This is a genomic window from Bacillus sp. FSL K6-0255 (genome assembly GCF_045040725.1).
Taxonomy (GTDB): Bacteria; Bacillota; Bacilli; order Bacillales; family Bacillaceae; genus Bacillus; species Bacillus subtilis.
Genome location: NZ_CP150278.1, coordinates 3,691,661 through 3,710,987 on the forward strand (window position 1 = coordinate 3,691,661; position 19,327 = coordinate 3,710,987).

Sequence of the window (19,327 nt, forward strand, 5' to 3'; positions counted from 1 at the left end):
CCGCTTTTGACAAACGGCAAGTCTTTTTTATTACTTCTGATTTGCAGCTTCGACAGACGCTCCGATAAAGCCTTTGAATAGAGGCTGAGGTCTTGTCGGTCTTGACTTGAACTCTGGGTGGAACTGAGAAGCCACGAACCAAGGGTGGTCTTTCAGCTCGATGATTTCAACAAGGCGTCCATCAGGGCTTGTGCCTGAGAATACGAAGCCTTGCTCTTCCATTTGCTGTCTGAATTCATTGTTAAACTCATAGCGGTGGCGGTGGCGCTCGTACACCACTTCATCCTGATACACTTCAAAGGCTTTCGTGCCTTCTTCAAGCTTACAAGGGTAAAGGCCGAGACGAAGCGTTCCCCCAAGATCCTCAACATCCTTTTGTTCAGGAAGAAGATCAATGATCGGGTATTGAGTTGACGGATCAATTTCCGCTGAGTGAGCGCCTTTTAAGCCCAATACGTTTCGTGCGTATTCAATAGACGCCACCTGCATGCCCAAGCAAATGCCCAAGAACGGAATGTTGTTTTCGCGCGCGTATTTTGTGGCGACGATTTTTCCTTCAACACCGCGGTCTCCGAATCCGCCCGGCACAATGATGCCGTCTGTTCCGCTTGTGAGTTCTGCGATATTGTTTTCTGTCACTTCTTCCGCGTTGATCCACTTCACTTTTACATCTGTGTCAAACGCATAGCCCGCATGGCGGAGAGACTCGACAACAGAAATGTATGCGTCAGGAAGCTCAACGTATTTGCCGACAAGGCCGATTGTAATCGTTTGAGACAGGTTGCTGACTTTGTTAACAAGCTCTTTCCACTCGGACATTTCCGCTTCTTTGCATGCCAATTTCATGTGCTCGCAAACAAGCTTATCAAGCCCTTGTTTTTGAAGCTCCAGCGGAATGGAGTAAAGGTTGTCCGCATCTTCACATTCAATAACCGCTTTTGTATCGATGTCGCAGAAAAGCGCGATTTTATCTTTCATATCTTGAGAAATCGGCATTTCTGTACGAACGACGATGATGTTTGGCTGAATGCCCAAGCTGCGCAATTCTTTTACGCTGTGCTGTGTCGGTTTTGTTTTTAATTCGCCAGCAGCTTTAATGTAAGGTACGAGCGTACAGTGGATGTACATTACGTTTTCACGGCCGATATCGCTCTTCATTTGGCGGATCGCTTCAAGGAATGGCAGTGATTCGATGTCTCCGACAGTACCGCCGATTTCTGTAATGACAACATCTGCGTTTGTCTCTTTCCCTGCGCGGTAAACACGGTCTTTCAATTCGTTTGTGATGTGCGGAATGACCTGTACGGTTCCGCCAAGGTAATCTCCGCGGCGTTCTTTTTTAAGAACTGTTGAATAGATTTTACCTGTTGTCACGTTGCTGAATTTATTCAGGTTAATGTCGATAAAACGCTCATAGTGACCAAGGTCCAAGTCTGTTTCAGCGCCGTCATCCGTTACGAATACTTCACCGTGCTGGTACGGGCTCATTGTTCCCGGGTCAACGTTGATGTATGGATCGAATTTTTGAATCGTCACGTTCAGTCCGCGGTTTTTCAGCAAACGCCCTAATGAAGCTGCTACAATACCCTTTCCAAGTGAGGATACAACTCCCCCGGTTACAAAAATATATTTCGTCATTTCGTTTGCTCCTCTCTTCGCTCTTAGCTACATTTTTAAAATGTACTATTTTATAAAAAATCATTTAGCCTTTTAAATGATTTATAAGAAAAATGAGGGGTGAAAATAAGAAAGCTCCCTTTCAATTTCTTGAAAGGGAGCATAACGTACTATGTTCTCTCTTCGTTTTTGAAGAGCCCAAAATACATACTACCTAGTTCGACTATGAAAGTCAAGATCGTTTTGAAGATGAAATCTGATACTATTTAATTTCCTCTTCTTCATCATCATAGTCTTCATCATCTTCATCAACAATATCTTCTTCGATCTCAAGATCGTCGTCGTCTTCGTCAAGATCTTCATCGTCAAAATCGTCGGCTTCAAGATCGAGTTCTTCCTCAACTTCATCCAAATCAAGGTCGTCTTCGTCGATCTCTTCAAACTCGTCAAGATCAAGATCTTCTTCGACTGCTTTCTTCGCTTTTTTCTTTTTCGCCTTGACTGTCGGCTGAGTTTCTTCATCAAGCTGATCATACGGATACCAGCTGCGAAGCCCCCACGTCTGGTCAGAAAGCGCCAGGAAGCGGCCGTCAATGTTTAAATCTGTATAAAATTGAGCGATGCGGTCTCCAAGCTCTTCTTTTTTCACGCCGAGCAAAGATGCGATTTCATTTAAAAGCTCCTGAAAAGGAACTGGTTTTTTATGTTCTTCAAATAATTCGTGAGCGATTTCAACTAAAGCCATTTCCTTTAGCTCTTCCTGTGAATATTGTTTGATACCCAAGGTCGGACACTCCCTTTCTATTACTTATATGTATCTGTTTTATCAATAATGAAAGCGATTTTGTATCGTTCTTATACAAACCATACCTCTCATTATAAACAAAATAAAACAGAATATGCTACCCTTAACAGCGTTAATTTAAATAATTTTACAAGAGTGATCCGACTGAGAGATGTTTTCCGTTAATCCGCGAGCATTCTGGAGATGACCAGTCTTTGAATTTCTTGAGTGCCTTCATAGATTTGCGTGATTTTTGCATCACGCATATAGCGTTCTACCGGATAATCTTTTGTATAGCCGTAGCCGCCGAAAATCTGCACGGCTTCGGTCGTTACCTTCATCGCCGTATCCCCAGCCATCAGTTTGGACATGGCGGAAGCTTTTCCATATGGAAGGCCCGATGATTCTAACCACGCAGCCTGATAGGTCAATAGCCTTGAAGCTTCTATCATTGTCGCCATATCCGCGAGTTTAAAAGCGATGCCCTGCTGCTCGGCGATCGATTTTCCGAATTGCTTTCGCTCTTTTGCATATTGAAGTGCCGCATCAAGTGCTCCTTGGGCGATGCCCACGGCTTGTGCGGCTATGCCGTTTCTGCCTCCGTCAAGCGTCTTCATCGCGATTTTGAAGCCTTCTCCTTCTTCTCCGAGACGCTTTGATGCGGGCACTACACAATCTTCGAACATGATTTCCGTTGTCGGTGAAGAACGGATGCCTAACTTCTTTTCTTTCTTGCCTGTAAAAAATCCTTCAAAATCCTTTTCTACTATAAAAGCGGTAATGCCTTTTTTCTTTTTCTCGGGATCGGTGACGGCAAAAACAATGTAAATATCAGCAACGCCGCCGTTTGTGATAAACACTTTTGAACCATTCAACACATAGTCATCGCCGATTCGTTCAGCAGTTGTTTTCATGCTGCCGGCGTCAGACCCAGACCATGCTTCGGTCAAAGCGAATGCGCCGATTTTCTCTCCGAGAGCCAGCTGTGTTAAGTACTCTGTCTTCTGCTCCTCTGTTCCAAAGGCAAACAGCGGCCAGCTGCAGAGAGAGATATGGGCGGAAAGCGTCACTCCGGTGGAGGCGCACACTTTTGACAGTTCCTCCACCGCGATGACATAGGCTAAATAGTCACTTCCGATTCCGCCGTAATCTTCAGGCCACGGAATTCCCGTCAGCCCCAGATTTGCCATTTCCCGAAACAGCTCGCGATCGAAGCGTTCTTGTTCGTCCCGTTCTGCCGCTGTCGGGGCCACCTCATGCTTCGCAAAATCGCGCACCAATTTTCGTATCATCTCATGTTCTTCTGATAATGAAAAATTCATTGCTTCTCCCCCATTTTCAGATCAGCGCCTAAAACGGATTGAGCCAGAAGCTCGACGACGTCGTACGTTTTGACTTGGTCTTCGGCTTCCTTCGCCTTTGTGCCGTCCCCAAGCATTGTGAGACAGTACGGACAGCCGGAACTGATCACCGATGGGTTGACTGCGAGCGCTTGCTCTGTCCTGGCGACGTTAATCCTGTTGCCTGTTTCTTCCTCCATCCACATTAATCCCCCGCCGGCTCCGCAGCACATGCCGGTTTCCCGGTTTCTCTCCATTTCAACAAGCTGCACGCCCGGAATGGCTTTCAAAATCTCTCTCGGCGGATCATAGACTTCATTGTACCGGCCCAAATAGCACGAATCATGGAAGGTAATCGTCTCATGAAGCGGGTGCTGCGGCTTTAATTTTCCGTTTTTCACAAGCTCGGCCAGCACTTCTGTATGATGATAAACCTCGCCTTCAAATCCGAAATCCGGATATTCGTTTTTAAATAAATTGTATGCATGAGGATCGATCGTAACGATTTTTTTGACATCATTTTTTTCAAATTCAGAAATATTCTTCTCAGCCAGCTCTTGGAACAAAAATTCATTTCCGAGGCGGCGCGGCGTGTCTCCTGAATTTTTTTCTTTATTGCCGAGGATCGCGAAGGACACGCCCGCGTGATTAAGCAGCTTAGCAAAGGAAATTGCGATTTTCTGGCTTCTGTTGTCGTAAGACCCCATGGAGCCTACCCAGAAAAGGTACTCAAATTCTTTTCCTTCTTTTTTCATTTCTTTTACAGTCGGAATCTCAGCATCCGGCGCCTCGTCACGCCAATTTTCACGTTCCTTGCGGTTGAGGCCCCACGGATTCCCCTGCCGCTCAATACTAGTCATTGCGCGCTGGGCGTCACTGTCCATTTTTCCTTCTGTCAGTACGAGGTAGCGGCGGAGATCGATGATTTTATCCACGTGCTCATTCATGACCGGGCATTGATCCTCACAGTTCCGGCAAGTGGTGCATGCCCAAATTTCTTCCTCTGTGATGACGTCGCCGATCAAGCTTGGATTGTAATCAAGCGCCGCTGCGGCTTCCTGCGATCCGCTGCCCGCTGACGCCGCAGCCAGCTGATTGCCTCTCGTATGCCGAAACGCTGCTGCGGGCACCCATGGGGAGCGCGAGGTGACGGCAGCGCCTTTTTCCGTGAGATGGTCTCTGAGACGCAAAATCAAGTCCATCGGAGACAGCATTTTTCCGGTGCCTGTTGCAGGACACATATTGGTACAGCGGCCGCACTCGACACACGCGTATAGATCAAGCAGCTGAGACTGTCTGAAATCCTCAATTTTTCCCGCTCCGTAGCTTTCTTTCGTTTCGTCGGTAAAATCAATTTTTTCAAGTTTTCCGGCAGATTCCATTCGATTGAAAAAGACGTTTGCCGGGCCGGCGATTAAATGGGCATGCTTCGACTGAGGCACGTACACTAAAAAGCTAAGCAAGAACAGAAGATGGATCCACCATGCGATATAGAAAATCACCGCCGCGCCTGTTTTCCCGACACCGCTAAGCATAAACGCAATACCTGAGGCAATTGGCTCGCTCCAAGAAAGCCCATGCTCATGCCAAATCAGATTCATCCCGTTCCCAAGCAGAACGGTCAGCATTAATCCTCCGATAAAAATGAGAACGAGTCCGGCTTTGAAACCGCGTTTCAGCCTCACGAGCTTTTCGATATAACGTCTGTAGAATGCCCACCCAACAGCAATTAAAATGAGAAACGTAACAATTTCCTGAAAAAAGGTGAAGGCGGGATAGACCGGGCCAAGCGGCAGATTCCGGCCGGGAGCCAGTCCTTTGATGATAAAGTCAATTGCTCCGAACTGAACCAATATAAATCCGTAGAAAAACATGACGTGAATGATTCCGCTTTTCTTGTCCTTGAGCAGTTTTTTCTGTCCGAATACATTCACCCATATGGCGTGAAGCCTTTCCTTGAACCGTTGATCAAATTGTTCTTTCTGGCCGAGCTTGATGTAGGCCAGTCTCGTTTTGACCAAGTACACAAACAAATAGACAGCGTAAGCGGTTACAATCAGAAATAATAATGCATTTGCGATGAGAAAGCCGCTCATTCCAATTCCCCCTTTTTACTGATAAAGACCGCGATCCCCTACCCCCGAATCTGTATAAGATTATCTTTATGATAAATAATGAATGAGTGTTCAGTCAATAATTAAATTCCTGCTGTTCGGGCACACTACCTTTACTACGGAAAGGAGTGCCGGTATGAAGGTATTTATCGTGATTATGATCATTGTCGTTATTTTCTTTGCCTTGATTCTGCTTGATATCTTCATGGGCCGTGCCGGATACAGAAAAAAGGCGTACGAGCCTGTTTTTTCAAAAAAGAAGAGTGACATCGAATTGATCCACTGCGGCGCTGATCTCGTTGAGCGGATGATGAATGATATTCGCCAGGCCGCCTCTTCTGTTCACATGATGTTTTTTATTATGAAAAATGATGAGGTCAGCCACAATATGTATACCTTGCTGAAAACAAAAGCCCAAGCTGGCGTATCCGTTTATTTGCTTCTGGATTGGGCGGGCTGCCGGGCAATTAAAAAAACTGCGCTGCAGACGATGAAAAATGCCGGCGTCCATGTCCATGTGATGAATCGTCCCCGTTTTCCTTTTTTCTTTTTTCACATGCAAAAACGGAATCACCGGAAGATTACGGTGATAGACGGAAAAATCGGTTATATCGGCGGGTTTAATATCGCCGAAGAATATCTTGGAAAGAAAGCGAAGTTCGGCAATTGGGAGGATTATCATCTGCGCATGATCGGAGAAGGCGTACATGATCTTCAAACGCTTTTTGCTTCTGATCTAAAACGTAATACCGGAATCCAACTGGGTTCGGATGTTTGGCCAAAGCTTCAGCAAGGGACTATTTCTCACAAGATATATGCGACTGACGGTTATTCCCTTGAAAACATATACTTGGCCAACATTGCCCAAGCGAAGAATCGCCTTACGGTTTGCACGCCTTATTACATTCCATCAAAACCGCTTCAAGAGGCCCTTATTAACGCAAGAAAAAACGGCGTATCCGTGAGAATCATTGTACCGATGAAATCAGACCATCCACTGGTACGAGAAGCAGCTTTTACGTATTATTCGGAGCTCTTGGATGCCGGCTGTCTTATTTATCGTTATTATCAAGGGTTTTATCATGTAAAAGCCCTCATCATAGACGACCATCTCAGCATTATCGGAACAGCCAACTTCGATAAACGAAGCCTGTTCTTAAATGAAGAGGTGAATGTTGAAATTGATGACGAAGCGTTTACAAGTGAAGTCTATGCCACGATTGAGGAGGATATGAAAAAGTCGGAGCTGCTGACGATGGAGGATTTCAGCAAGCGCACATTCAGGCAGCGCCCGGCGGAATGGCTCGGCAGGGCATTATCTTATTTCTTATAAAGGAGAGTTCCTATGATTTTCAGATTCGGGTTCGTTTCAAATGCGATGAGCCTTTGGGATGCGTCTCCCGCTAAAACATTGACATTCGCGCGTTATTCAAAGCTTTCAAAGACTGAAAGAAAAGAAGCGCTTCTGACTGTGACAAAAGCCAATTTGCGCAATACGATGAGAACCCTTCACTATATCATCGGCCACGGCATTCCTTTGTACCGTTTTTCCAGTTCGATTGTGCCGCTGGCTACGCATCCCGACGTGATGTGGGATTTTGTAACACCGTTTCAAAAAGAGTTTCGGGAGATTGGAGAGCTTGTTAAAACCCATCAACTGCGAACAAGCTTTCATCCAAATCAATTCACTCTGTTTACGAGCCCGAAGGAATCCGTCACAAAAAATGCGGTAACAGATATGGCGTATCACTACCGCATGCTTGAGGCCATGGGCATTGCTGATCGCTCCGTTATCAACATTCATATTGGCGGCGCTTACGGAAATAAAGACACCGCCACTGCACAATTTCATCAAAATATAAAACAGCTGCCGCAGGAGATCAAAGAGCGGATGACACTTGAAAATGATGATAAAACATATACAACGGAAGAAACGCTTCAGGTCTGTGAGCAGGAGGATGTTCCGTTTGTCTTTGACTTTCATCATTTTTACGCCAATCCAGACGATCACGCCGACCTGAATGTAGCACTGCCCCGCATGATCAAAACGTGGGAGCGGATCGGCCTTCAGCCAAAGGTTCACTTGTCTTCCCCAAAATCGGAGCAAGCGATACGCAGCCACGCCGATTATGTTGACGCCAACTTTTTGCTGCCACTGTTGGAACGCTTTAGGCAATGGGGAACTAATATTGATTTCATGATTGAAGCAAAGCAGAAAGACAAGGCGCTTCTCCGCTTGATGGATGAATTAAGCTCCATCCGCGGTGTCAAACGCATCGGGGGCGGTGCGCTGCAATGGAAGTCATAAATGTGCAAAAATAGGTTTACGACTTGTCAGCTTTGGGAACTTAGGCTATATAAGACAACAATCGATGGAGGAGAAAGATCATGAAAAATATCAAGTCTCTGAAAGTAGCCGCACAGGCCTTTACTTTAAGAAATTTGATTCATCTTTATAAAATGTGCCATTCCGGAAGCCACGAGGTTTATATTTATTCAAAGAAAACGATGTGCAAAATCAAAAGCTTAATTGAGCTTGAAACGTTCCGCATGGCTCATAATGAAAAGGAATATCTGATCGTAGTTGAAGGAACAAAAGCATCACAGCTCATTGAAAAATTCCAAAATCTCATCGAGCCTGCTGAGAGAGAAGCGCTCTAACTTACATACAAAAAAGGATAGACATCTGTCTATCCTTTTTCTTATGCTCTTACATAATGGAGCTGAACCGCTTGTCCAAATTGTTTTGTCCCTTTTAACCGCAGTTTTGTTTCATTTGTTAGTTCGTGAAACAGCGGGATGCCGCTTCCTAAAACGACGGGAATAACAGTGATGATGAATTCGTCGATGGCATCTTCTTTCATAAAGTCATTCACAAGCTCTGCCCCGCCAGCTATCCAGATGTTTGAGCCTTTTTCCTGTTTCAAACGGGCAGTGAAGGCTCTGGCTCCCTCATTGATAAACGTCACATGTTCATCTTGATAACTGTCGGGCGATCCTGTAAAAACATAGCAGGTTTTATCCTGATACGGGAAAACCGGTGTTAGCACTTTAACGTGCTCATATGTGCTCCGCCCTAAAATGACTGTATCAACAGTCTGATAAAAATCACTGTAGCCGTTGTCACCTTCACCTTCAAATTCATCCAGCCAATCGATGCTTCCATCTTCTTTTGCGATCATCCCGTCCAATGAAACAGCAATGTACAGCACAGTTTTTCTTTCCATGTTCTCCTCCTATCGATGCACCATTTGCCCGAATTGCGCTTGATGCAGCCTGCTGTATAGGCCTCCGGCTTCGATCAGGTCTTGATGACGGCCTTGTTCTTCAATACCGTTGTTTGTGACGACTACAATTCTGTCCGCGTCTTTGATTGTTGCCAGCCTGTGGGCGATGACAAGCGTCGTGCGCCCCTCAGACAACTCTTGAAGCGCCTTTTGGATCGCCGCTTCCGTCTCTGTATCAAGGGCTGAGGTGGCTTCGTCGAGAATCAAGATCGACGGATTTTTCAAGAACATCCTTGCAATTGACAGACGCTGTTTTTGCCCGCCGGAAAGCTTCACGCCGCGTTCGCCAATCATAGTATCCAACCCATCGGGCATGTTATGGACGAGCTCTTCCAGATGCGCCTGCTTCACAGCTTGCCAAATGTCTTCTTCTGATGCGCCTAGTCGGCCGTAGGCGATATTTTCTCTAAGCGTGCCCGAGAATAAGAAAACGTCCTGCTGCACGACGCCAATCTGCCCGCGCAACGAAGAAAGCGTCATGTCTTTTATACTGATGCCGTCAATCGTAATGTCGCCCTCCGATGCTTCATAAAAACGCGGAAGCAGACTGCAAAGCGTTGATTTCCCAGCACCTGACGGACCGACGAACGCCACCGTTTCCCCCGCTTGAATGGATAGGTTGATGTCATTGAGGACATTGTGATGGTCATCATAGCCAAACGAAACATGTTTATAGCGGATATTGCCCTTCAGGCCGGAAACATCTCTCGCATCAGGTGAATCCTGAATGTCCGGCTCTGTCTCCATGAGCTCCATATAGCTTTTGAAACCCGCGATCCCCCTCGGATACATTTCGATAATGGCATTAATTTTGTCAATAGGCCTGAACAGCACATTTGTCAGGAGCACAAACGCCACAAATTCCCCGTACGATAAGGAGCCGCGAATGACAAACCACGTCCCGCACAAAAGGACAAACAGCGTGACAAACCGGGTCAGCATATAGCTGATTGACCCGTTTTTCGCCATGATTTTGTAGGAAGAAAGCTTTGTGACACGAAAACGCTGGTTGTTGACGGCGAAGCGTTCTTTTTCAAACGCTTCATTTCCGAACGCCTGCACAAGCCGGATGCCGCCGATGTTATTTTCTACACGCGCGCTGAAGTCTCCGATATCCTTGTTCAGCGTGGTAAATGCTTTGGTCATTTTTTTGTTGAAATAAAGCGCTAGCCAAATGACGATCGGCATAATGATAAACGTTAATAAAGCAAGCTGCCAGTTAATAAACAGCATCACTCCGAACGCCCCGAGAATGGTCATGACCGCAATGAATAAGTCTTCCGGACCGTGATGGGCGACTTCACCGATATACATTAAATCGTTCGTGAGCTTCGACATCAGCGTTCCCGTCTTGTTGTTGTCGTAAAATTTGAACGAGAGCTTTTGCAAATGGTCAAAAAGCGACTTTCTCATATCAGTCTCAATATTGATACCAAGCATGTGTCCCCAGTAGGTCACGATATACTGAAGAGCCGAGCTGAGCGCGTACACCGCAAATAACCCGATTGAGGTCGCGATGATCAGCCCCCAGTCCCTGCCCGGCAGCAAGGTATCAATAAAATAATTAACAATCAAAGGAAAACTCAGCTCCATTAAACCTCCCGCGATCGCTGAGAAAAAGTCGAGAAAGAACAACGTTTTATATGGTTTATAGTATGAAAAAAATTGCCGCAGCACCCTATCTTCCCCCAATGTATAAATAACTGATAATATTTCTCAATTATACTATACACGGGCTGTTTTGAAAGATCAGATTTCTTTTTTCTTACAGAACACCTGAAAACAGGCGGGCAAACGACTCTTTTGTCCGGTCAGCCACGCCTCTTTTATAAAAGCCGACAGGGCTGAGCTTTTCACTTTCCTGCATATCCTCTTCAAAATGGGCCTCAAGGGTTCGGATCGCTTCGGCATCCGTGAAGAACACATTCACTTCAAAGTTGAGCTGAAAGCTGCGCATGTCCATATTCGCGGTACCGACGGAGGCGAGATCGCCATCAATGATCATGACTTTTTGATGCATGAAGCCTTTTTGGTAGGAGTACACTTCAATGCCCTCAAGGAGCAGCTCCGGGAAATAGGACCTCGACGCGTATTGGGTCAAAAAGCTGTCGTTCTTCTCCGGCACCATAACCCTTACCTCTACCCCCTTTGTCGCCGCTGCTTTTAGCGCCGTGCGAATGGATTCATTGGGGACAAAATAGGGCGTGGCGATCCATATTGATTTCTGCGCTGAAGAAATCATTTCATAATAAAGGTCGCTCATGCTTTCCTTCATGTCAGGGCCTGTCGCGACAATTTGATAAATGCCTCCTCCTTCCACGGGAACCGGGGTATTGTACTCCTCTTGATCAATTAGCACTTCATTGGAGACATATTCCCAATCCAGCATAAAGATAGCGTGGAGCGTTTGCACAATTTCCCCCTCAAGCCGCAGGTGTGTATCTCTCCAAAATCCGATGTACGGATCTCTGCTGATATATTCCTTCCCAACATTTAATCCGCCCACAAAACCGGTTTTCCCATCGATGATCACGATTTTTCGGTGATTTCTGAAATTCAGCTTCTGGTTGAAAAACCCGTATTTCAGCGGAGAAAACGGGACGATGTCCACCCCCGCTTGTTCCATTCTCATAATATCTCTTCTTGCCAGCTTCATGCTTCCTGCCGCATCGTATAAAAACCTCACCTCGACACCCTGGCGCGCTTTCTCCATCATAATATCCATCATGCCGCGTCCGAGCATGTCTGATTTAAACATGTAGTATTCAATATGTATGTAAGATTCCGCTTTTCTCATTGCTTTGAAAATGTCCGGGAAGGTTTCTTCGCCGTTTTTCAGCACTTTGATGTTGCTTTTCGTATTGATATTCATATGGGCAGCCCTGATGGAATATGTAAAGAACCTCTCTTGATTGTCCTTCAGCCCTGTCACTTCGGGCGTTTCCTCCTTGTCAAACAGCTTCCTGAGCTTTTCCCTGTTGTACATTCGTTTTGTCTTAAACAGCTTTCCCTTTACATAAAGCTGTCCCGAAAACAGATAAAACACGTAGCCGACGATTGGAAAAAAGACAAGAATATGGATCCATAGCAGCGTGTGCTGCGAGGTGCGGTTTTCAAGAATTAATGAATAGATGCTGAACAAAATAATGCTTATATAGCAAAGCAATCCTCCGTAAAACTCAAGCCTGGAAACCGGAAAAAACCAAATGACATATGCCCCGATGAGCATCATATATAAAAAGAAAAATTCCAGTCTCCTTTTCAGCATCCTGATTCTCTCCAATCTGATTCAATTACCTCTGTATTACCTCTTTTTTCTAATCGATAAACCTTGTAAGCAAAAAACCTCTCCGCCAAAGGAGGAGAGGTTTAGAGAAAACTAATTGTCAAGGGGTTCATCCGCATCGTTTCTGCAGAAATAAAGCAAGACTATTGACAACGCCGAGTGAAGCCTGATGCTACAACATGAACGGCAGGCCGAACCCGCTCAGCACTCCGGCACGCGCCGAAAAAGAGGCGGCGCTGTGACTGCAAATACGGTGGATAGAGTAAATTTGATACCCATTCTGATGAGAGAAAATACATAAAACGGGATATTGATCAGAAAGAAAATAAGGAGTTAGTCAGGCTGAGTCATAATCTGCTGTTCCGCCGGTTTAAAATGAGTAAAATCCGTTTTATTCTTGATGTTATTTCCAGGATTCCCGGCCGCCCAGCCATTACCTTGGCAGAAAAAACCCCCTCTTGCAAGGGGGATTTTCACGAGCGTTTCCGATATACAACGTAGCTGCGGGTCAGATACTTGAGCGGCAGACTGAACACATGAACCAATCTTGTAAACGGCCACAGGATAAAAACGACGTAGCCTATCACAATATGAAACTTAAACCATAGCGGGACACTCTCCATCAAAGAGGCGTCAGGCCTGAACAAAACGATTTCCCTGAACCACGGCCCGACTGTGGTCCGGTAATCAAATCCTTTCGAATCAATGTTGAGAAACGTGGCCGCAACGCCTGACAGCATCATAAACAGCAGCAGGAGGAGCGTAAGGATATCGGACGGCGAGCTCGTTTTGCGGATCCTTTTGTCAAACAGCCTTCTGTACGTCAGGATGACAAGTCCGGTACATGCCGCAATGCCCGCCGGCAAGCCAGCGCCAATGGCCATTTTGTGATACATATGCTCTGAAATGCCAAGGGAAGCATACACGCCTTCCGGGATCAGAATCCCCATGACATGCCCACCGACAACGCACAGCAGTCCCCAGTGAAAAAGTGTGCTGCCCGCGGCGAGTTTTTTCTTTTCTAACATCTCGCTTGATTTCGCCGTCCAGCCAAATTGGTCATGCTGATAGCGGTAAATATGGCCGCCGATAAAGATTGTCAATACAATGTATGGCATAATACCCCAGAGGATCTGCCCGCTCATGCCTGAACAGCCCCTTCAACGCTTTCACGTACGCCAATGTTTTCAAGCGCGGCCAGCAGCACGTGCAGCAGTTCAGCGTATATACTGTCATTTTTTTCGAGACGGGATGCCAGCTCCCTCACATTGGACAGATATTTCTCAAACACGCTTCTCGCTGCTTCAATTTCTGCAGCCGCAGCAAATTCCAGCATCAGCGGCAGATAATCAGGCAGCTCTTTCTCTGTCGGCAGGAAACCGGATTGCTCGTATGCGTTTTTTAAATGCAGCAATTCAATGCCGCGTTCCCTTTGCTCGCCCGAGTTAAAGTAGGTGACATACATATTTGTTTTTTTCCCAAAGTCGAACGTATAGACATAGTGTTCAATCAGCGCTTCCGGTGAAAAGCTGGCTGACGCCTCGAAAAAGTGCAGCAGCTTCTCCCGGATTTGCCGGTTGCTGATTTCATGGATAAGAGCCTTCCAATCGGGAATCTCGGCTCTCCACTCTTCATCCGGATAAGAGAGAAGAGAGGAAAGAGCGGAGAACGTCATTTGCCGGTCTGTGGTGTTCATCTTGTTACACCTCATTTATCAAAAGTTAGAAACAGGAGCCGGGGCCGCCTGAAAATGATAAGCCGCAGCTCCCTTGTTCAGCATATAAATCTGAAACTTCTTCTCGATGACTGCTCGGTATCACAAAGCGGTCATCATATTTGGCAATCGCAAGCAGCCGATACATATCTTCAATTTGCTGTTCTGTTAAGCCGACACTGGAGACCAGTTCCGGGTCGATTGATTTATTCGTCTGGATCGCTCTCATATACTGGCGCATGACAGACATTTTCTTCAACGTTGACCGAATATGATCCGTATCACCGGCTGTTAACAGCTGCGCCAAATAATCAATCGGGATTCTCATTTGGTCGATAGCCGGAAAAATATCTTCTGCGGATTGCCGGCTGCCTTTTCCTTCAAAGAGATTCATAATCGGACTGAGCGGCGGAATGTACCACACCATTGGCAGCGTGCGGTACTCTGGGTGAAGCGGCAGCGCAATCTTCCAGTCAATGATCATTTTATAGATCGGCGATTGCTGCGCAGCCTCTATCCATTCAGCCGGAATGCCTTGTTCTTTTGCCAGTTTGGCAACCTCAGGATCATTTGGATCAAGAAAAACGTCCAATTGGGAATGATAGAGATCCTTTTCATTTTCAACAGATGCCGCTTCCTCCACTTTGTCCGCGTCATACAGCATGACGCCGAGGTAGCGGATTCTGCCAACACACGTCTCAGAGCAGATGGTTGGCAGTCCCGCCTCCAAACGCGGAAAGCAGAGTGTGCATTTTTCCGCTTTGTTCGTTTGCCAGTTAAAATAGACTTTTTTATAAGGACAGGATGAGACGCAATATCTCCATGAACGGCATGCGTTTTGATCCACAAGCACAATGCCGTCCTCCTCGCGTTTGTACATGGCGCCGGATGGACAGGATGAGACGCACGCCGGGTTGATGCAGTGCTCGCAAATACGGGGCAAATACATCATAAAAACCTCATCGAATTCTGTTTTGATCGATTCCTCCATCTTTTGTACGTTGGGATCTTCAAGTCCCGTTATGTGGCCGCCCGCGAGATCATCCTCCCAGTTCGGTCCCCATTCGATATTCATGAAATCCCCCGTCAAGGACGATTTCGGGCGTGCTACCGGCTGGTGTTTTTTCTGCGGGCTGTTCGTTAATGTTTCATAATCATAGTTCCAAGGTTCATAGTAATCATCAATTGACGGCTGATTCGGATTATAGAAAAGGCCTGCAAGCCGATTGGTTTTCGAGCCCGATTTCAGCTCGAGCTTTCCTTTTTTCAATGTCCAGCCGCCTTTATATTTGTCCTGGTCCTCCCATTGCTTCGGGTAGCCGATGCCCGGCTTTGTTTCTACATTATTGAAGTACATATATTCCGCACCGGAACGGTTTGTCCACGTGTTTTTGCAAGTGACGCTGCACGTGTGGCAGCCGATGCATTTATCCAAGTTCATGACCATACCGATTTGCGCTTTAATCTTCAAGCCAATCGACCTCCTTCAGCTTGCGGATGACGACGTTCAGGTCGCGCTGATTCCCCGTTGGACCGTAATAGTTAAAGCCGTAGCTGAGCTGGGCGTAGCCACCGATCATCTGTGTCGGCTTGACGTGAATCCTTGTCGGGCTGTTATGGGTGCCTCCGCGGTTATTCGTCAGCTTTGTGCCTGGCACGTTGATGTGGCGGTCCTGGGCATGGTGCATAAACGCCATTCCTTTAGGAATCCGATGAGACAAAACCGCTCTTGCGACGACAACACCGTTTCGGTTGAAGCATTCAATCCAATCGTTGTCTTTGATATCCGTGTCCTCTGCATCATCTTTATTCATCCACACGGTCGGCCCGCCGCGGAACAGCGTCAGCATCGGCAGAGAATCAAAATACATGCTGTGGACAGACCATTTATTATGCGGCGTCAAATAATTGAGGACGATTTCTTTTCCCTCTTGATCAGGCCGCTTGCTCAGAAACGGGCGATGCTGGAGGATCGGTTTGAATGTCGCCATCGTTTCACCGAATTCCATCATCAGTTCATGATCGACATAATAGGTTTGTCTGCCTGTCAGCGTCCGCCACGGAATTAATTTTTCAACATTCGTTGTAAACGGCGAATACCTGCGGCCTCCTTTTTCAGAGCCGGTAAATGCCGGAGACGTGATAACCGTTTTCGGCTGGGCTGTAATTTGTTCGAACGTAAAGCATTCTTCCTCGCGCTCTTCCGCCAGGTCTTTCAGCTTCAGGTTTGTGATGTTTTCAAGTGATTCCCATGCTTTTACGGCGACCTTTCCATTCGAAGTGGATGATAGGGTTAAAACCGCTTCTGCCGCCTGCTTTGCTTCACTTATATTTGGACATCCCTTTGCCACGCTGTCTGAGGTGATTTCTCCCAGTCTCTGTTTGAGTGATTCATATTCATCGGCTATTGACCAGCTCATCCCTTTTGTTCCGCTCGGCTTTAAAGCAGCGTTAGGACCGAGTGCGGTCATTTTATGAAAAATGTGTTTGTAATCCCGTTCAACGACTTGGATGTTCGGCATCGTTTTTCCCGGAATGGCTTCACATTCGCCCTTGCTCCAGTCATTGATTTTGCCGAATGGCTGGGCCAATTCCTGCATGGTGTCGTGGAGGAGCGGCGTCGCAACCACTTCTTTCACCGGCTCCATATTGACTTCTTCTGCCAGATCGGAAACGGCTTTTGACAGCGCCTTGAAAATATCCCAGTCTGACTTCGATTCCCACGGAGCTGAGATCGCCGGAGCAAATGGATGAATGAACGGATGCATATCTGTGCTGCTGAGATCGTGTTTTTCATACCATGTCGCCGCCGGCAGCACGATATCGGAATACAGCGCCGTACCCGCCATTCGAAAATCAAGATTGATTAATAAGTCGAGCTTTCCTTCCGGCGCCTGCTCCCGCCATTTGATTTCTTCTGGGCGGATGCTGTCGCTGTCGTCATTCATTAAACCGTTCGTTGTCCCCAGCAAATGCTTGAGAAAATATTCATGCCCTTTTCCTGAGCTTGAGATCAGATTTGCCCGCCATACAAAGAGATTCCTTGGGAAATTCACTTCATTGTCAGGATCTTCAATCGCGAATTTCAGTTTTTTCTCTTGGAGCTGTGAGGCCACGTACGCACCAACGTCTTCAGGTGTTGCTGCCCCTGCTTTTTCAGCTTCTTTATACAGATCGATGCCATTTTGATTGAAAGTCGGGTAAGACGGAAGCCACCCCAGCCGCGCCGCCAGCACATTGTAATCAGCGTGGTGCTTGTAGCGGGATGAAGCAGCAATCGGTGATGCCAAATCACTGATCGGCTGGTCCTCATAACGCCACTGATCTGTCGCAAAGTAGAAAAATGAGGTGCCATTTTGCAGCTTGGGCACGCCTTCCCAGTCCTTTGCAGTTGCAATCGTCTGCCACCCTTCAGCAGGTCGGAGCTTTTCCTGCCCCACGTAATGGGCCCAGCCTCCGCCGTTTACGCCTTGGGCGCCTACAAGTAAAACAAGATTTAACACCGCTCGGTAGATCGTGTCGGAGTTGAACCAGTGGTTAATGCCGGCCCCTACGATAATCATGGACCGGCCGTCTGTATCGATCGCATTTTGGGCAAACTCTCTGGCAATCTTAACGACAGCTTCTTTTTTGATTCCTGTCATTTGTTCCTGCCAGGCAGGCGTAAACGGCTCAGGATCATCATAGGAGACAGCCGATCGTTCGCCGATACCCCGGTTCACGCCGTAGTTAGCCAGTATCAAGTCAAACACGGTCGTGATGTACGTTTCTTCACCGTTCAGGTTCATTTTTTTAATAGGAAGATCCCGCTCGAGCACTTTGTTTCCGTCATTTGAAAAATACGGGATGCGCACCGTGCCGATTTCGTCCTCTATTCCCAGCACAGAGAGACGGGGTTCAATCGGTTCCCCGGTTTCTTCATCAATCATGTGCAGGTTCCATTTCTGCTGCCCGTCCCAGCGCGAGCCCATTGTCCCTTGGGGTATGGCAAATGAACTTGTCTGTTCATCCCAAACCGCAGGCTTCCACTGATCATGCTTTGTCTTCCGCCCGATGTCCTTCGCATGCAGAAACCGTCCCGCTGTGTATACGCCATTTTCTTTTGACAGGGTGACGAGAAATGGAAAATCAGTGTATTGCTTCGCGTACTCAATAAAACGTTCAGTTTCTTGGTTCACGTAAAATTCCTGCAGAATGACGTGACCCATCGCCATCGCAAGCGCCCCGTCAGTCCCTTGGCGAATACTCAGCCAGTCATCCGCGAACTTTGAGGATTCCGCAAAATCCGGACTGATCGAAATGACCTTAGCGCCTTTATAGCGGGCCTCCGCCAAAAAATGCGCGTCAGGCGTTCTCGTTAACGGAACGTTGGAGCCCCATGTGATGATATAGCCGGAATTGTACCAATCACTGCTTTCCGGAACGTCCGTCTGGTCACCCCAAATTTGCGGGGATGCCGGAGGAAGATCCGCATACCAGTCATAAAAACTGAGCATAGGGCCTCCGATTAACGACATAAACCGGGAGCCTGATGCATGGCTGATCATGGACATGGCCGGAATCGGAGAAAAACCGACGTTTCTGTCAGGCCCGTATTTCATCACTGTATACAGCAGAGAGGCTGAAATCAGCTTCAGCACCTCCGGCCATTCAGCGCGCACAAAACCGCCTTTCCCTCTCGCCTGTTTATAGGACTTCGCTTTTTCAGGGTTTTTGACGATCGATTTCCAGGCTTCCAATGGATTTTGATGTTCTTGCAGTGCCTCCCGCCATAAATTAATCAGTACACCGCGCACGTATGGATATTTCACACGCAGCGGGCTGTAGATATACCATGAAAAACTGGCCCCCCGCGGGCAGCCTCTCGGTTCAAAATCAGGCATATCCGGGCCTGTTGATGGATAATTCAAATTTTGCCCTTCCCACGTGACAATTCCGTTTTTCACATAAATATTCCAGCTGCAAGACCCTGTACAGTTAACGCCGTGGGTGGAGCGAACGACTTTGTCGTACTGCCATCTGTTTCTGTATACATTCTCCCAATCGCGATCGTCGCGGGTGGTTTGGCTATGTTTATTTGAATGGTGTTCGATAGGAGAGAAATAATTCAATCTCCTAAACAACGGACTCCTTTTCTTTTTCTTCATGAGAGTTCACTCCTTCCGAGTCAGGTGATGCTAAGTTC

General features: G+C 47.0%; 14 protein-coding genes and 1 pseudogene. 3 read left to right on the forward strand and 12 right to left on the reverse strand.

Features of this window, described 5'->3' with window-relative positions; all coding sequences use genetic code 11:
* Nucleotides 1–30: 30 nt before the first annotated feature.
* From pyrG to MHB62_RS19285, 4 genes are all read right to left on the reverse strand, one after another.
* Nucleotides 31–1,638: a glutamine hydrolyzing CTP synthase gene (gene pyrG / locus MHB62_RS19270; protein ID WP_003227612.1), complete on the reverse strand. Its 1,608-nt coding sequence runs from the start codon at nt 1,636–1,638 to the stop codon at nt 31–33.
* Between the two features lie 241 nt (nt 1,639–1,879).
* On the reverse strand, nt 1,880–2,401 hold the full coding sequence (gene rpoE, locus MHB62_RS19275; RefSeq protein WP_014665742.1) for a DNA-directed RNA polymerase subunit delta: 522 nt from the start codon (nt 2,399–2,401) through the stop codon (nt 1,880–1,882).
* Nucleotides 2,402–2,583: 182 nt separating this feature from the next.
* Nucleotides 2,584–3,723: an acyl-CoA dehydrogenase AcdA gene (gene acdA / locus MHB62_RS19280; RefSeq protein ID WP_032722686.1), complete on the reverse strand. Its 1,140-nt coding sequence runs from the start codon at nt 3,721–3,723 to the stop codon at nt 2,584–2,586.
* Nucleotides 3,720–5,837 carry a heterodisulfide reductase-related iron-sulfur binding cluster gene (locus tag MHB62_RS19285; RefSeq protein ID WP_029318706.1) on the reverse strand — a complete coding sequence of 706 codons (2,118 nt, stop codon included), beginning with the start codon at nt 5,835–5,837 and terminating at the stop codon, nt 3,720–3,722. Before MHB62_RS19285 ends, acdA begins: the two co-directional genes overlap by 4 nt.
* 154 nt (nt 5,838–5,991) lie before the next feature.
* Between MHB62_RS19285 and cls (MHB62_RS19290) the strand changes: the two genes are divergently transcribed.
* From cls (MHB62_RS19290) to MHB62_RS19300, 3 genes are all read left to right on the forward strand, one after another.
* A complete protein-coding gene (gene cls / locus MHB62_RS19290) occupies nt 5,992–7,188 on the forward strand; it encodes a cardiolipin synthase (RefSeq protein WP_032722687.1) in 1,197 nt (398 codons plus the stop codon).
* A 12-nt stretch (nt 7,189–7,200) separates the two neighbouring features.
* On the forward strand, nt 7,201–8,163 hold the full coding sequence (gene uvsE, locus MHB62_RS19295; RefSeq protein ID WP_003227599.1) for a UV DNA damage repair endonuclease UvsE: 963 nt from the start codon (nt 7,201–7,203) through the stop codon (nt 8,161–8,163).
* 80 nt (nt 8,164–8,243) lie between these two features.
* Complete coding sequence (locus tag MHB62_RS19300; RefSeq protein ID WP_003227597.1) at nt 8,244–8,516, forward strand: hypothetical protein; 273 nt, start codon at nt 8,244–8,246, stop codon at nt 8,514–8,516.
* 41 nt (nt 8,517–8,557) lie between these two features.
* Here the strand turns inward: MHB62_RS19300 and MHB62_RS19305 are convergent, their stop codons facing one another.
* The 8 genes and pseudogenes from MHB62_RS19305 to MHB62_RS19340 all read right to left on the reverse strand — a co-directional run bounded on the left by MHB62_RS19305 (nt 8,558) and on the right by MHB62_RS19340 (nt 19,289).
* Complete coding sequence (locus MHB62_RS19305; RefSeq protein WP_003227595.1) at nt 8,558–9,082, reverse strand: dihydrofolate reductase family protein; 525 nt, start codon at nt 9,080–9,082, stop codon at nt 8,558–8,560.
* A gap of 9 nt (nt 9,083–9,091) precedes the next feature.
* The gene (locus MHB62_RS19310; RefSeq protein ID WP_003227593.1) at nt 9,092–10,819 is read right to left on the reverse strand and encodes an ABC transporter ATP-binding protein; all 1,728 of its coding nucleotides are present in this window, start codon (nt 10,817–10,819) and stop codon (nt 9,092–9,094) included.
* An 88-nt stretch (nt 10,820–10,907) separates the two neighbouring features.
* Complete coding sequence (gene cls, locus MHB62_RS19315; RefSeq protein ID WP_003227591.1) at nt 10,908–12,410, reverse strand: cardiolipin synthase; 1,503 nt, start codon at nt 12,408–12,410, stop codon at nt 10,908–10,910.
* A gap of 130 nt (nt 12,411–12,540) precedes the next feature.
* Nucleotides 12,541–12,758: pseudogene (locus MHB62_RS19320) on the reverse strand (YitT family protein); the annotation flags it as partial.
* Nucleotides 12,759–12,901: 143 nt separating this feature from the next.
* Entirely contained in the window at nt 12,902–13,573 is a 672-nt protein-coding gene (gene narI / locus MHB62_RS19325) for a respiratory nitrate reductase subunit gamma (RefSeq protein ID WP_003227587.1), read from the reverse strand.
* Nucleotides 13,570–14,124: a nitrate reductase molybdenum cofactor assembly chaperone gene (gene narJ, locus MHB62_RS19330; protein ID WP_003227586.1), complete on the reverse strand. Its 555-nt coding sequence runs from the start codon at nt 14,122–14,124 to the stop codon at nt 13,570–13,572. The genes narI and narJ overlap by 4 nt, the downstream gene beginning before the upstream one ends.
* Nucleotides 14,125–14,149: 25 nt before the next feature.
* Nucleotides 14,150–15,613: a nitrate reductase subunit beta gene (gene narH / locus MHB62_RS19335; RefSeq protein WP_019712381.1), complete on the reverse strand. Its 1,464-nt coding sequence runs from the start codon at nt 15,611–15,613 to the stop codon at nt 14,150–14,152.
* Nucleotides 15,603–19,289 carry a nitrate reductase subunit alpha gene (locus MHB62_RS19340; RefSeq protein ID WP_032722688.1) on the reverse strand — a complete coding sequence of 1,229 codons (3,687 nt, stop codon included), beginning with the start codon at nt 19,287–19,289 and terminating at the stop codon, nt 15,603–15,605. Before MHB62_RS19340 ends, narH begins: the two co-directional genes overlap by 11 nt.
* Nucleotides 19,290–19,327: the final 38 nt, after the last annotated feature.